14 protein-coding genes and 1 pseudogene are annotated in these 14,061 nt (G+C 40.7%); 11 read left to right on the forward strand and 4 right to left on the reverse strand.

Going from position 1 to position 14,061, the window contains the following annotated elements; translation table 11 throughout:
• Positions 1-112 precede the first annotated feature (112 nt).
• Positions 113-1,165: a Druantia anti-phage system protein DruA gene (locus ACQY3F_RS11190; protein ID WP_428353913.1), complete on the forward strand. Its 1,053-nt coding sequence runs from the start codon at positions 113-115 to the stop codon at positions 1,163-1,165.
• On the forward strand, positions 1,144-1,893 hold the full coding sequence (locus tag ACQY3F_RS11195) for an ISAs1 family transposase (RefSeq protein WP_428354915.1): 750 nt from the start codon (positions 1,144-1,146) through the stop codon (positions 1,891-1,893). The genes ACQY3F_RS11190 and ACQY3F_RS11195 overlap by 22 nt, the downstream gene beginning before the upstream one ends.
• A 28-nt stretch (positions 1,894-1,921) precedes the next feature.
• Here the strand turns inward: ACQY3F_RS11195 and ACQY3F_RS11200 are convergent.
• Together ACQY3F_RS11200 and ACQY3F_RS11205 are read right to left on the reverse strand one after the other, a co-directional pair.
• Positions 1,922-3,016: pseudogene (locus ACQY3F_RS11200) on the reverse strand (YgiQ family radical SAM protein); the annotation flags it as partial.
• Complete coding sequence (locus ACQY3F_RS11205) at positions 3,013-3,816, reverse strand: spermine synthase (RefSeq protein WP_428354916.1); 804 nt, start codon at positions 3,814-3,816, stop codon at positions 3,013-3,015. The pseudogene ACQY3F_RS11200 and the gene ACQY3F_RS11205, both read right to left, overlap by 4 nt.
• 573 nt (positions 3,817-4,389) lie before the next feature.
• Between ACQY3F_RS11205 and ACQY3F_RS11210 the strand changes: the two genes are divergently transcribed.
• From ACQY3F_RS11210 to ACQY3F_RS11220, 3 genes are all read left to right on the forward strand, one after another.
• Positions 4,390-4,761: a hypothetical protein gene (locus ACQY3F_RS11210; protein ID WP_428354917.1), complete on the forward strand. Its 372-nt coding sequence runs from the start codon at positions 4,390-4,392 to the stop codon at positions 4,759-4,761.
• A 56-nt stretch (positions 4,762-4,817) separates the two neighbouring features.
• Positions 4,818-5,081, forward strand: coding sequence for a hypothetical protein (locus ACQY3F_RS11215; protein ID WP_428354918.1), 264 nt, complete (start codon positions 4,818-4,820; stop codon positions 5,079-5,081).
• A 163-nt stretch (positions 5,082-5,244) separates the two neighbouring features.
• Positions 5,245-6,219 (forward strand): hypothetical protein, encoded by a 975-nt coding sequence (locus ACQY3F_RS11220; protein WP_428354919.1) that lies wholly within the window; start codon positions 5,245-5,247, stop codon positions 6,217-6,219.
• A 66-nt stretch (positions 6,220-6,285) separates the two neighbouring features.
• Here ACQY3F_RS11220 and ACQY3F_RS11225 read toward each other — a convergent pair whose 3' ends face one another.
• Positions 6,286-8,307: an IS4 family transposase gene (locus ACQY3F_RS11225; RefSeq protein WP_428354921.1), complete on the reverse strand. Its 2,022-nt coding sequence runs from the start codon at positions 8,305-8,307 to the stop codon at positions 6,286-6,288.
• A gap of 183 nt (positions 8,308-8,490) precedes the next feature.
• Between ACQY3F_RS11225 and ACQY3F_RS11230 the strand changes: the two genes are divergently transcribed.
• Positions 8,491-8,955 (forward strand): hypothetical protein, encoded by a 465-nt coding sequence (locus ACQY3F_RS11230; protein ID WP_428353676.1) that lies wholly within the window; start codon positions 8,491-8,493, stop codon positions 8,953-8,955.
• 107 nt (positions 8,956-9,062) lie between these two features.
• Positions 9,063-10,748, forward strand: coding sequence for a putative transposase (locus ACQY3F_RS11235; protein WP_428354407.1), 1,686 nt, complete (start codon positions 9,063-9,065; stop codon positions 10,746-10,748).
• Here the strand turns inward: ACQY3F_RS11235 and ACQY3F_RS11240 are convergent.
• A complete protein-coding gene (locus ACQY3F_RS11240; RefSeq protein ID WP_428354922.1) occupies positions 10,687-10,992 on the reverse strand; it encodes a hypothetical protein in 306 nt (101 codons plus the stop codon). The genes ACQY3F_RS11235 and ACQY3F_RS11240 overlap by 62 nt on opposite strands.
• Before the next feature lie 152 nt (positions 10,993-11,144).
• Between ACQY3F_RS11240 and ACQY3F_RS11245 the strand changes: the two genes are divergently transcribed.
• From ACQY3F_RS11245 to ACQY3F_RS11260, 4 genes are all read left to right on the forward strand, one after another.
• Entirely contained in the window at positions 11,145-11,480 is a 336-nt protein-coding gene (locus ACQY3F_RS11245; protein ID WP_428354923.1) for a DUF2325 domain-containing protein, read from the forward strand.
• Positions 11,481-12,094: 614 nt separating this feature from the next.
• Positions 12,095-12,304: a DUF2934 domain-containing protein gene (locus ACQY3F_RS11250; RefSeq protein ID WP_428354924.1), complete on the forward strand. Its 210-nt coding sequence runs from the start codon at positions 12,095-12,097 to the stop codon at positions 12,302-12,304.
• Between the two features lie 589 nt (positions 12,305-12,893).
• Positions 12,894-13,187, forward strand: a complete 294-nt coding sequence (locus ACQY3F_RS11255; RefSeq protein ID WP_428354925.1) for a hypothetical protein — start codon at positions 12,894-12,896, stop codon at positions 13,185-13,187.
• Positions 13,188-13,475: 288 nt separating this feature from the next.
• Positions 13,476-14,012 (forward strand): flavodoxin, encoded by a 537-nt coding sequence (locus ACQY3F_RS11260; protein WP_428354927.1) that lies wholly within the window; start codon positions 13,476-13,478, stop codon positions 14,010-14,012.
• Positions 14,013-14,061 lie beyond the last annotated feature (49 nt).

The raw sequence follows: 14,061 nt of genomic DNA on the forward strand, positions 1-14,061 counted from the left end.
CGGCTAATTTGTTCTAGCTATAAAGGGTAAGCATGGTAATGAGTTACACCCCAAGATGGACAAACCCATGAAAAGCATGTATAGTTTCTATCCAGTTTCTTGAGATAAAACGATGCAACTCAACCAAATATCAGTCAGGCCCATTTTAAAGCAAGAAGAACCAAAATATCAGGATTTGATGGAGGCCCAGCATTACTTAGGTGCTATTCCAAAAATTGGTGAAACCCTTTGGTATGTGGCCTATTCTGAAACAGAATGGATTGCACTGATCAGCTTTTCGGCCGCCGCATTAAAGTGTGCGGCTCGTGATAGCTGGATAGGATGGAGTTATCGCCACCAAACGGGCCGCTTAAAACTGATTGCCAACAACAGCCGTTTTTTGATATTACCGACGAGGCATGATAAAAACCTAGGATCACGCCTCCTTTCACTGTGCCTTAAACGCTTATCCAATGATTGGGTTGAAAAGTATGGACACCCTATTTTGTTGGTCGAGACCTTTGTCGATCCAAAGCGATTTCATGGAGGTGTTTATCGAGCCAGTAACTGGCAGGCTATTGGTTACACGAAAGGGTTTCGCAGGGTAACAGACGGTTACTCTGCTCAAACAGAGCACAAAAAGCTGATTTTCGTTAAGCCACTTCATCGTCGAGCACAATCTGTTTTATCTCACACTATATTAAGTCATCATTTTTTATTAGGTGAGGTAAAAATGAAAATAACGCGTCATCAAATGCGTTCATTACCGGATTTCTTCAAGGAAATTAATGATCCCCGTAGAGCCCAAGGGCGACGCCATAGAATACAGACTGTTCTGGGAATAGCCGCTGGAGCTGTGTTATGCGGCATGAGGAGCTATGAATCTATTTTTGACTGGGCTGAAAGCTTATCTCAAAAGTCCAGAGCGCATTTTCGTTGCCGTTATGATAAAGGCCGTTATGTGATTCCAAGCCTAAGCATTTTTAGAAATATCTTAGTAAGAGTAGACCCGAATGAACTTGACGCAGCCTTTAATGCCTGGAACAAAGCCTATGCCCAGGATGACAACTCACTCGCAATAGATGGCAAAGTCATGTGTAATGCGATTGATGAATCAGGGCGCCAAACACAAATAATGAGTGCTGTTGGGCATACCACAGGAATTTGCTACGCCCAAAAAAAGTAGGTACTTTGCCTGTTGGAGATGGGTCGGATGAAGTTAAGCAAACCAATGAAATAACATTTGCTCCGAAATCATTAGATACACTACCGATTGAAAATAAAGATATCACCAGCGATGCTTTGCACACCCAGACTGAATTCGCGCGTTATTTAGTAGAACAACGAAAAGCGCATTATTATTTTAGTGTCAAAGGAAACCAGCCGACACTGCTTGATGATATTACCACCTACTTTTCAAATGATAGCCGTTTGGCAGATTATGAAGACAAAGTGTCTGTCGGGCACGGACGAATTGAGATTCGTAGAATCTGGGTCACATCGGAATTAAGTAAGTATGTATTATTCCCTCATGTTGCCCAGGTTTATCGCATAGAACGAGAAATAACGGACAAGAAAAGTGGGAAAACATCACTTGCGACCGCTTACGGTGTGACCAGCAGAACAAAAAAAGACGCAGATCCGAAAACCATCTTATATAAAGTTCGAGGTCACTGGTCTATTGAAGTCAGTCATTATATTATTGACTGGGTTTTTGATGAAGATCGCTCAACAATTCGTACCGGTTATGGCCCTGAGAACATGACCCGTCTTAGGCGCTTTGCTATCGGATTAATAAAATCAAAAGTTGAGAAAGGGATTTCAAAGAAAATGAGGCAACTCAATAAGAATACCAGAGCTGTTTTAGACTATTTGAAAATTACAAAAAATACCAGGAGGCCTTGTGCCGCATAAGGTTTAGAATATGAACAAATTAACCCTGGGGTATATTCGCTTTGCCATAGGCCGTATGCGGCAAACGTGAGTAAGATAAATCAAATACACCATCCATTTCACTCATAGTAAGCGGTATAGGCGGTGGATTTACCCAGATATAACGTTGCATATGTTTTTGTAATAAAGGACGAGCATTCCCCGGGTTAGTCTCGCCGTGCATCACTCGTGAAGCATGGGCATACTGGATGGGGTCGTCTTTTACCGTTTCAAAATCAGGCAAACGAATAACTGTCTTTGCACGTTGCGCATTACCAATTCTTGAGTTCAACGACTCTTTCTCTTGTGCTTCTTCCTGTTTCTCGGCACAAACCGATTTCTCTTCCATTAAATAAGGGCTTTTCGGTTTTATCACTTTGCCTGGCGTATCAAGATCGGAAGAATCTTTCACTGACCAGCCAGCCGGTACCTGTTTAACAAAATGTACAGTGCCACGTATGCCCTTTAAATCAGCAATTAATTCGCCTGCAGCCAGGCGATGGGCAATTTCAGTAATTTGTCTTTCCGCATTTCCATAAACCAGCAAGTCTGCCTTAGAGTCTAATAGAACAGACTTCCTGACTTTATCTGACCAGTAATCGTAATGTGCAATACGCCTTAAGCTGGCTTCGATTCCACCAATAATGATCGGTACATCTTTAAAGGCTTCGCGGCAACGGTGAGAATAAACGTTAACCGCCCTGTCAGGTCGTTTCCCGCCATCCCCATTTGCCGTATAGGCATCGTTAGAGCGGATTTTTTTATCGGCTGTGTAACGGTTGACCATAGAGTCCATATTACCTCCGGTCACCCCAAAAAATAAATTCGGTCGCCCTAGCTCGCTAAAATCATCCGCACTCTGCCAGTCAGGTTGGGAAATAATACCCACGCGAAATCCCTGAGCTTCAAGTACTCGCCCAATCAGAGCCATACCAAAACTTGGGTGATCGATATAGGCATCCCCCGTGACTAACACTACATCACAACTATCCCAGCCCAGAATATCCATTTCTGCTCTACTCATCGGCAACTCTTGTGCCGTTCCGAAACGTTGCGCCCAATGTTTTCGATAGGAAAATATATGTTTGGCGTCTAAAATATTCATGCTTTGATTACTCGTTTTAATTCTTTGCTATTATTTCTTTGTAGATCTTTAATAAAGTCTATAAATTCAATATGATACTCTTCATCGAGTTGTTTGGCGCGGGTTTTTAATGCCTTCATTGAATAAGTACCCACGCCATCAGCAAAGGCAATAGCAATAACATTTCCCCGCCCACGCACGGGTAAATACAATACTTTCCAGTCGAAAATCGTGCCCATTTCCCAGCTTATTTGTTTAAATAAGTCCTTATTTGTTCCCCATAAATTTACTACCAGCATTCCTTGCTGGGTGAGTAATTGTTGACAGGCGGCAAACAGACTAACGCCTTGCATAGTATCTGCCATCCCAGCAGCATCAAAGGCATCGATAATAATTAAATCATGTAGTTCCGACTCTTGCTGGCTTTGCTGCTTGATATACTGCGCACCATCGCCGATTTTTACTTTTAAACGGGGATCGAGGGGTAAGGCAAAAAAGCGTCGCGCAATCTTAACAATCGCCTGACGAAACTCTATCGCCTTTATCTGACATTGAGGGAATTGATACAGCAGGTATTTGCTTAATAAGCCGCCACCGACTCCAATCATTAGAACATTTTCAGGTCGTTCTTTAAATATCAGCCAGGCCATCATCGCTCTGACATATTTAGAATGTAATACGTCAGGTGCATCAATATGCATACTGCTTTGCCTGGGCTGCGTACCGAAATGCAGGGCACGCACGCCATCAGTTTCGACAATTTCTATTAGGCCATGCTCGTCTTGCTCCTGGTAAGTAAGCAGACCATCGTATTTGTACATAAATCACTAAAAAAGGCGAAAGACCTAGACCCTACCTGCTCCTATGCCACCAAAAACTCCGGGAAGCGCGATATTCGATTTGTATGGGCTAAAACCTACTATTGTACTAGGTATTTATCTATTTTTCTTGGTTATTAAGCGCTTACAAAATCTATATATTTCATGGCCTTCTGTTTTTGGATCTAAATCCCCCTCGGATTGAGCGGTAAAGTGTTGATATCAGTTGATACATATTCTTTAGCCATATCTAAAGTACCACTCATACAAACTTGACGTTTCAATGCCACGCAAGCTATCACCTTCTTTGTTCTGCCAGTGGATTAATCCGATCTATGCTAACGAGAGAAAACAAACTATTAAACTCTTGCGTAGCTTTAATATCGAAACGTATTAATTACTTCTTGGAAAATATGAATGATGCCAAATGTACACTCAGCTTTATAATTTTTATTTCATTTATGAAAAATCAAAACCAATACGACGTGGGTTCTCAAATAAAAATAATAAAAACTTATTGCAAATAAGAATCATTTGCAATACCATTATTAAAAATATTTGAACCTGGAGTATGTTATGTACCTTGTAAACGACATTAGATGGCAGAGAACACCACTATTAAGTTTTTTTTCACAGATAAAAGCATCCCAACCTTTTTCTGATATAAAAAATGGGCAACATAAATTTTTTGATGTGCATTGCTCCTTAGCACATCCTGTTATTTGCATATTTAACTTAATTTTTACTTCAAAAGCAGCCCACCAAGGCGCACACAAAACAACGAACAGTAAAATTACATCTCCAATTTTCCTGGAAATCAGTACAGAGAAAATAAATGAGCTGTTACAAAATAAGCAAATTTGCGCTGCAGATATCCGTTGTTTAGATTCAGACTCAAAGCATTGCCTAATGAAGCTTTGCCTAGAAAATTACCTTACTGGAAAGTAAATCTTTATACGGCTGTCTATTCACTAACCATCCGACTCTAGTCATAAGGAAAAAACATGAGCCCAAATCCATATCCTTTTTTTACTATTTCAGAAAAAGATCGCCCTGAGCAAATAGAATTAAGAACGAGCATGCTCATTCGAATATACCTAAAAGATAAAAATACATTTGTTGCAGAAGCAGTCGTAGAGCATATCAATGCCATTTTATCCTTTCCAGGATTTATTTCTGATATTAAACATCGCTGCGCATTGAGACGCTTGTCCGCACATTGGAGCTGTCTCGCCTGGATAGAAACAAAACATGAATGCATAAACTAGAAAACAATAAATTCAGAGCGCCCTAAACGCTCTAATAGACTACTAACTAAAAGCAAGACAAACTATATAACTTGAAAGGTAGGCAAAAAACCGCCCACACTGCTTGTTATGCAGGAGATCTGCCCCGCTTTTAGTATAGACCCCTCAAATAGGTATGGAGATTATGATGCAAGAAAGCATACAAATAAAAGAAAAATTTCGGGATTGGCTCCCCTCTCAGAAAAAAAAACAAGATAAGGTAAAATTATGGCATTTAGACCATAATTATCACTGTGCCGTTATAGGCACTTGTCTGACATTGGATGAAGTCAAAAAACTACTCAGACAATTGCATATTGGCACTAACGGATTCCTCCCATACGAGTTGCATACAACGATAGTAACGTTGATTTCAGAAAACAATCGCCCGAGTAAAAAGGTACAAAGTTATCTAGATAAAAAGTTCCAATCGGCTGTGCTAGAGACTAAAAAAATGCACGCAGATCAATTAAAGGGCTTTTGGAAAGCCGCACTTTATTCTGGTGACATGATTGGTGTTTTTTGGGCCGTAATGTCTCACTCCGAAAGTGACGAAGAAATGAAAAGAATATTTTATGGCGATATTCATATGCTTTCTCATCTATCAGGCGCCTCTAATAGAGCGGACCTTAAACGCTTAAGCCTACTTGAACAAGAGCGTCGGAATCATCAGAGTGAAATGCGATCATGGGAGGTAAAATGTAATAAATTAGCCTGCGAAAATAACCGCTTACTAAATGATGCAAAAAGCCACCATGAACAACGATCAGATCTTGAAAATCGAGTGTATGCGCTGAAAAATAGCCATGATCAATTAATGATATTGCAGAGCACAAAAGAAAGACAAGAACTAGATAATTTAGTTGAGAAGCTGGCTAATAAACTCGATTGCCAGAAAATTGAAATCTCTAAATATCAGAAGATTAAACAACAATCACCTAAAATAATTGCTAGACAAAAGCAACATATTATGCGAAGCCAGGATCAGTTACTTGTCTATCAAAATGAGGTGGAATATTTACAATCTGCATTATTAGAAAAAACACAACCCCAATGTCCATTACAAAAACAGGAACTTTGCGGGCAATGCGTACTTTATGTAGCAATGTCATTCGTTTAAGAAACACTCCTATTCGGTTAAGAATCAGATAAACTTCAACCCAACCCACATTCTTATGTTAAAAAATCAAGCGCTATTTCTCCGCGTATTCCATTGCTGTGCTGACTGTTTCGATTCTCTTGCGTAATGACGCCCCTTCCTTTTCTTGTGATAGTAACGTGAAATTGAACAAACCAACTCAGTCATCACCTGATTGATGTAAATACTGGGTGCATACAAAATCTCCTCAAGATGTCGGGCTACGGTCGTTAATGTATTTTTAAAGTTCACCTGAATGGTTTGCTCTGCCTCTGATTCTTCATCGACAGGAAGATTCAGCAAACTCGCCAGTAAATGCTCAGAGGCCCTCGCGCAGAGTCGACTCATGGTGATCAACACAAAGTGAGCGTACAGTTCTTGTTTGACCGTGCGCTCACTGCGCCCATGAAAACCATCAACCTCAATCAGGTTTTTACTCACTTTATAAAGCTCCTCAATGCCCCAGCGATCATGATAGACCGATTTCAACGCATCAATGGTGTATTGCTTATCCATTAGCGTGGTGCCAATACAGTAACTCGTGCCATCAATGACATATTTGATGAGACGTATCTTTAGCGGTACAAAGATCATCTGAGGAAATTCTTTTTTGATCTCTCTCTGGCGCGCTTTTGTTGGCATCAGGGTAATGATCTCATCCGTTTTATCACTGTCGATAAATTCATCAATCGCTTTTCCTGCGTGTCTCTTCATTCTAAAAACAGGGTGTACGTCCGCTTGAATGTGCTGGAATAAAGAGGCGTAAGAAAAATAACCGCGATCATAGACGCAAACGTCATTTGGCTCTAGTGTTTGTAAATGCGCCAAAGCACACTTGCGTTCATTGCCATGACTGACCAGATCAAAATCATAGGGGATTTTTGATTTAAGTTGATAGCAGCAACTGAGCAGGCCTTGTGGGTAATGGCTGTTTTGTTGTGGTGTGGCATAACCTGCTTTGATTAATTCTCGGGGCAGATTGATCTTGCTACCATCCACTCCAAACAGGCGATGTCCCAACCAGCGTTCTGATGTTTTCTCAGGACAGGCCTGGATAATGCGCTGGTTCAACTCGATAAAAATGGATTCATTCAGTTTTTTACGTGCCTCGGTAAAGGATGAGGCTGAAATGGCTTGTTTTTGGGGCAAGGGAAACTTCATCCGATGGCAATTGTGCCAGAATTCGGTAATGGTGGTGCCATAGCTCTGTGTGTTTTTTGAAAAAACCAGGCGAAAAATAAGAAAAACCAGTAATAATGAGTCTATCACCCGTTTGCGTTTTTGCCAGGTGGCATCGTAGGCAAGAGCCACCTCAGAGATGATATTGACAACCTTGCCCCATAAGTTTAAAAAGTCGTCATCAATGATCGATTTTTTTTGGCTGACAGGTTCATTTTTCAATACGGCTCTAAAGTGTGGATTAAGCGGAAAAACAAACAACTTCTTAATGGTGCCCTCTTTATTATCCGTCGCCTTTTGCCAGTCTTTGCCACTGGTTTCGCCGATATGTGACCAATTAGCAGCGAGATAACAGGTGCCGTGGTATTGCGTGGTGTCCACAAAGGTTTCAATCAAGACGGGGCGGTAAGCGTGCGTTTTATCCCAATCATCTGCAATTTGACGAGTCACGATAGATAAGGCGTGACTGGCTAAATTTTTGACTTTGACCCAGGGTAAAATCAAAAAACGGGTGTTATTAATGATCAGGTTTAAGCGTTGCTCCCTATCTTTCGTTTGCCAGCCAATCCAGTGATCACGGTCAGCCAGGTGCCAGACAGAGGCTGAAAACTGCAGGCAACCCAGGATTTGTCGTGTCGGTGTATTGGAGATGATAAAGTATTTTAAGGCCGCACCGATAGGATGACGATAACCCAGGTAATGATGCCGATCAACGAGCTCATTCCAAAGCGCGACATCCGCCTTATCTGTGACAACCTCTAATTCTATAGGCCCCAAGGAACTGAGCTCACATTCAATAGGTACACCAGGAACCGATTGTGATGTCCAGATGATCGGTTTTGATTCGCGTTTCTTTTGAACGCGTTTTACCGGTAAGCTGATATAGCCCAATTTTTCCAGCTTCAGACATCTTGATTCGCTATCCTGAAAGAAATCCATTAAAACTTAAACTAGGCAATATAATTAAAGGGTTAGGGAATTATTGTCAAATGATTGATATTTTCAGCTAAAGAAATGAAAACGGTACTCATTTAGGTTAAACTAAGCCCTCATATCATACGAGGTATTCAATTAATGCAGCAACTCATGCTCCCAATAATTCCTCAGGGTACGACTATTATAAATGGTCAGGTCAGTGTTGATAACCGAAATGATGAGTGGTTTTATTTCCTCGGCGGTATCCCGATCTATTCTCACCAGGCTGACAATAAGAGATTATTTAGACTTCACACCTCTCAACTCATCAATACCGGCTCCTGTCGTTCAATCGATATTATTACAACCTTTGGTGTCTCTAAAAGTAGTGTTATGCGCTCATTAAGGCAACTACGAGAAAAAGGGGCTGATTCGTTTTTTGAACCTCGCCCGACTCGCAAGGGAGGACCACTCTTTACGCTTGAGGTTTTGCAGCAAGCTCAGGAATATCTGGATCAAGGTATGACGCCTAACGAAGCCGCTAAAGAATTAGGCATCCGGGCAGATACCTTTCGCAAGGCGATCAGTGATGGACGTTTAAAAAAAAGTCTGCCGTATCAATAGACCCCAATGATGGCAGTACCAAATCAGCCCGTGATATTATTGATGCCAGTGCAGCCGAGTCACTCGGTACGGCCTGCACTCGAGTAGAAGAGCGAATCCAGGCGGCTTTGGGTGAGCAGGAAAAGGGAGCCTCAATCGAATTCGAATCCTGTTTAGATGTTCCTAAAGGCGGTGTGTTATGTGCATTGCCCGCGTTACTTAGCAATGGCTTATTAAATGACATTGAGCACCACCTTGGCAAACTGACAGGTTATTATCAAACCTTTCATATCCTATTGCTACTCGCCTTTATGGGACTATGTCGCATCAAAAATGCCGAACAACTTCGCGAGCATGCACCGGGTGAATTCGGCAAACTACTTGGCCTGGATCGGGTTCCCGAAGTGCGCTGTTTAAGAACCAAAGTAAAAGGACTGTCTGATCCAGAATCAGTTGAAAGCTGGGCGGCCGACCTCAGTCGACAATGGATGGAAAATGAACCAGAGGCAGCAGGAACACTCTACATAGATGGTCATGTCCGTGTCTATCATGGACACTTGACTAAACTTCCCAAACGGCATGTTTCACGCGAAAAACTCTGCTTACGGGGTATCACCGACTACTGGGTTAATGATGGTACGGGGCGTCCCTTCTTTGTCGTTGAAAAAACGGTGGATCCGGGCTTACTAAAAACGCTGGAAGAAGATATCGTCCCCCGATTACTCAAAGACATTCCGAATCAACCGAGTGCACAAGCATTACAGCAAAACAAACAAGCCTGTCGTTTTATCCTGGTGTTTGATAGAGAAGGCTATAGCCCCGCATTCTTTAGAAAGATGTGGGACAAGCATCGTGTCGCTTGCATGACCTATCATAAATTTCCCACCGAAAATTGGCCACTGGACAATTTTTCCAGTCAGGAGATCACCCTACCGAGTGGTGAAAAAGTCATCATGAAACTCGCCGAACGAGGCAGTCTGGTTGGAACCAAAAAACAGGCGATGTGGATGAGAGAAGTGCGCAAGTTGACTGATTCTGGTCACCAAACCAGTATTATTACCACAGCCTATGAACTAGAATTGACGGCTGTTTCTGGGCGAATGTTTAGCCGGTGGTGCCAAGAGAACTTTTTTAGATATATGAAGCACCACTATGGGCTAGATATGCTACAGGAGTATGGAATAGAGCCACTATCCGATACCCAAAAGGTGGTCAACCCTGATAGGCGCCAACAGGAAGGACAGCGTAATTCGATACAATCCAAACTCAATTACCGTCTATCTCGATTTGCAGCGATGGAACTTCATCCGGTGATTAAAAAAGATGAAACGGAAGATGTGAAATACAAGAAATGGGAAAGAAAACGAGCAGAATTACTCGAAGAAATAGAGCATTATGAAAATGAACTAAAAACCATCAAGGAAAAACTAAGCCAAACGCCCAAACACATTACCTGGCAAGAGTTGAGAGACGAAGATAAGTTCGAACAGCTTCTGCCAGGGAAAAAGCGGCTGATAGATACTGTCAACATGATCGCTTATCGGGCAGAAACAGCAATGGCCGCTCTGCTAACCTCACCGACAATCGACTTTCCGATGGCAAGGCAACTATTACAAACGCTGTTTGTGACAGAAGCAGATATATTACCCGATGAAGTAAAAAAACAACTTCGGATACGTGTGCATAGTACTTCCCGACCTGCAAGTAATAAAGCAATAGAAAAGTTATTTGAACAACTCAATCAAACGGAACTCAATTATCCAGGAACCGATCTGCGCTTAATTTATGAGCTGACTTCATCCGCAAAAAATTAGGAAATGGTCTCAAATTAGTTTCGTCTGAATCAAGATGTCTGAGCTTAGCTAAGGCGCTTAGGCAGGCATTAATTTTATTGCGTTTTTTTGCCGTGACCCAGTGCAAATGTTCGCATAGCGTTTCGGCAAGTTCGGTCAGGCTTAAGTTGGGGAACGTGTTAACGGTTTGCTGAACGTAGGCGAGTTCTTTTTTAGAAAAATAACGAGCAGAAAGTGTAAGGGGTTGGGTAATAGCTGTTGTCATTATGTTGCCTGCCTGCAAAAATTAAATTATCCATGCTTATGTTGGCAGATTAGATGGATATAGTCAAGGCAAAAAGTAACTGAGGAAAGTGTTGCTTAAGCTTATGAGTTTTAATCACTTTATTTTTTTTTGTTATTTTTGTATTTAAGTGAATGACATTGCTTTATGTAGGGGGCAAGACCAATCTCATCCCTTTTTATCGCGAATTAGTCGAAGAACACGCTGGTACCTTTATGCACCATGATGGCGGCCTGGAAAAAAACACTCAAGATTTACAGCAATCATTAAGCAAAGCCGATGTGGTAGTATTTCCAAGTTCCTGCATCAGCCATGATGCTTATTGGAAAATTAAACGCATCTGTAATAAACAGAACAAACCATACCAATATTTAAAAAGCTCAGGCCTTTACTCACTATCAAGCGCCCTCAACAAAATCATGTCCACGATAGAAAGGTCAGAGACTACGGGTACCTGCGTAAATTCCTAAAGGATAATAGTCTAGAATAAGTGCTTCAGCGCCCTTGTCGCGTTAAACAATATACAAAAAATATAAACTTTATTGCAATTGAGAATCATTCGTATTACTATAAGTATAAACAAACTTTTGCAACCCTACCTGGAGGTCGCCCATTAAACCAGAGCAAGGCCTGAATAAAGAATGTAACAAAAAAGCAGGAGAATTGATAAGGCCAAGAGTATTTATGATTCTGCTTTTAACTTACATTCAATATAAGCAGTAGAATCTGCTTTTCAAGAGTACAAAACCAACAGGACAGTGGTTTTTTTGTTACAGCCCAGGCTAGACAAGCTCTTGAGCTACAAAGGATTGTGGCAACAAAGGACATGCCGCATACAGGCATGAAAAAAGCTTGCATATTCAGCGACATTTAAATGCTTCGTTCTTTATAAACCCTTCTTTATTGCGAAGTAATTGAAACGACGTTGATTCAACTAGCAAGCGAATATGAGTTAAGGCAGAACAAAATAATAATCTATTTCAACTGCCTTAATAAGCAACAAGGTAAACAATGCAGACTGTTTATCCGGAGAAAAATTTACAGGGATGTACTTTTATTTTATTCAATCATTAGGAGAAAGATAATGACCGTTAGCAAAAAGAAACCTGTCCCAACAGAGCAGCAGAAAATTACCCGGGAAGTAACTCTTGATATTGCAGGGCCTTCTGACCGTGAATTATGGATCGAAGAATGCGCATATTATATGTCTGAAGCGCGAGGTTTTATCCCAGGATATGAACAAAAGGACTGGAGTACTGCCGAACAAAAGTATATTAAAACAATTCCAGCTTAACATTAATAAGCAATATAACTTGAAAATCTAGGCAGTTTATACCCTAGCCTGTATGAACTAATTTCATTGACATGCTTTGCGAAGTCACCAATGTATTTGAAATCGCTAGTCGTAGCTTCACGATGCCTATTTAGACAAGTATTTTAACAAGGAATATTTTTAATAATTGTAGAAATCGACTTCAGCCTGTCACTATAAAAATGGGCTGAAGTTACCTGTAAAACATACCGCCACTCTAACGCTCAGGAATGTGCACGAAATAACTTAGTCAAATTGGAAGCGGTATCTTTAGAGGCTGAGAAAGTATTGCCTATTGGAGTGCAAAAATATGTTTTCGCACTCCTCAATTCGCTTAATACCATGACGAATAAAATGTAAAATTTTTTTTTTGATTAGTTTCACAGCCTCTTTAGTCCCACATCGAAATGGCAGGGCTAAGGATACCGATTCCATTACTTGTTGTAGATTTTATTTCGTGCTCATCCCTTGATAGAAAATTACACAACTATCGGGTTCATCGTAAAGATGCCCCCGTTAAAAATCAAAAAATGTCTTTGATATTGACGTAGATTAAACAAGGAAAATACTTATGCCTCAAACACTACCCGCAACGGGAACCGAAGAAGATCAAATTGATTTACCTAGGCTACTTCTTATCTGTCAACTGATGACGCTATATGCAATAAGTCCCTGCGAACCGATTGCTACGAGCATTAATCGATATTTAATACTGTCGCTGAATTCTTCAGAGGCAAATTCTTTAGGGAAATGGCAAAACACCTTACAGCAACTACTAAACCAGTGGGAGACCATCTCTAATCAACACACGGTGGAATTACTCACTGCAGAAAATTTGGAAATAAACAAAGTAATTGCGCATTAAAGCTTAATACATATCTTGAATATAAACTCAAAAAACTTATGTCAAACAATTCTTGCCCTATTGAACCTTTAATATCATCAAAATATTGCCATTTAAGTGTTTGCATGGAATGTAATATCGTTAACCTTAGCTTGCCAGGACGAATATCCTTTCAATTAGACACGCAGCAATTTATTGAAATTTCCGATATTTTTTATAACGCAACAAAAATACTCAAAGGAAAAAAAGCGCAGAACCAAAAAGAGACACAGATACTTGAATTAAACCAATTACACTAGGAAGTGATAAATGAAGATAGGATTATTCTATAGCAGCGATACAGGTAATACCGAATGCGTTGCAGAACTAATGCGCGACGAGATTGGAGAGGAGATCATGGACATTCATGAGGTTTTTAAAACAGATCTACAAGATACCATTATTCAGTATGATTTTATTATTCTAGGTGTACCTACCTGGTACGACGGAGAAATGCAAAGTGAATGGGCAAATAAACTTGATGACCTGGCAAAAGTAGACTTAAGCAACCGTAAAGTCGCAATCTATGGACTGGGCGAGCAAGAAGACTGGGGAGAATATTTTTGCGATGCCATGATGCCATTAGCCCTAAAAGCTCAAGAATCTGGCGCTACAATAATTGGTAACTGGCCTTCTGTAGGTTATGAATTTACTGACTCCAAAGCTTTAATTGATGAACATACATTTATCGGCCTACCCCTAGATGAAGACCGGCAGGCCGACTTAACCGTTAGTAGAATAAAAACCTGGTTAAAGCTATTACTAGCAGAGCTAGCTGTTGATAATTGGCGGGCATCACTTATTTAGAAAATTTTTATCTGTGCGATTTAGCAAGAAAAATTTTAAATCAAACATC

Origin of the sequence: Methyloprofundus sp., assembly GCF_965251085.1 — a bacterium.
GTDB lineage: Bacteria > Pseudomonadota > Gammaproteobacteria > Methylococcales > Methylomonadaceae > Methyloprofundus.

Excerpts from the sequence above, each read along its gene's own strand:
- ACQY3F_RS11190 (WP_428353913.1), top strand. The coding sequence starts at position 113 with ATGCAACTCAACCAAATATCAGTCAGGCCCATTTTAAAGCAAGAAGAA.
- ACQY3F_RS11205 (WP_428354916.1), bottom strand. The coding sequence starts at position 3,816 with ATGTACAAATACGATGGTCTGCTTACTTACCAGGAGCAAGACGAGCAT.
- ACQY3F_RS11210 (WP_428354917.1), top strand. The coding sequence starts at position 4,390 with ATGTACCTTGTAAACGACATTAGATGGCAGAGAACACCACTATTAAGT.
- ACQY3F_RS11215 (WP_428354918.1), top strand. The coding sequence starts at position 4,818 with ATGAGCCCAAATCCATATCCTTTTTTTACTATTTCAGAAAAAGATCGC.
- ACQY3F_RS11220 (WP_428354919.1), top strand. The coding sequence starts at position 5,245 with ATGATGCAAGAAAGCATACAAATAAAAGAAAAATTTCGGGATTGGCTC.
- ACQY3F_RS11230 (WP_428353676.1), top strand. The coding sequence starts at position 8,491 with ATGCAGCAACTCATGCTCCCAATAATTCCTCAGGGTACGACTATTATA.
- ACQY3F_RS11240 (WP_428354922.1), bottom strand. The coding sequence starts at position 10,992 with ATGACAACAGCTATTACCCAACCCCTTACACTTTCTGCTCGTTATTTT.
- ACQY3F_RS11245 (WP_428354923.1), top strand. The coding sequence starts at position 11,145 with ATGACATTGCTTTATGTAGGGGGCAAGACCAATCTCATCCCTTTTTAT.
- ACQY3F_RS11250 (WP_428354924.1), top strand. The coding sequence starts at position 12,095 with ATGACCGTTAGCAAAAAGAAACCTGTCCCAACAGAGCAGCAGAAAATT.
- ACQY3F_RS11255 (WP_428354925.1), top strand. The coding sequence starts at position 12,894 with ATGCCTCAAACACTACCCGCAACGGGAACCGAAGAAGATCAAATTGAT.
- ACQY3F_RS11260 (WP_428354927.1), top strand. The coding sequence starts at position 13,476 with ATGAAGATAGGATTATTCTATAGCAGCGATACAGGTAATACCGAATGC.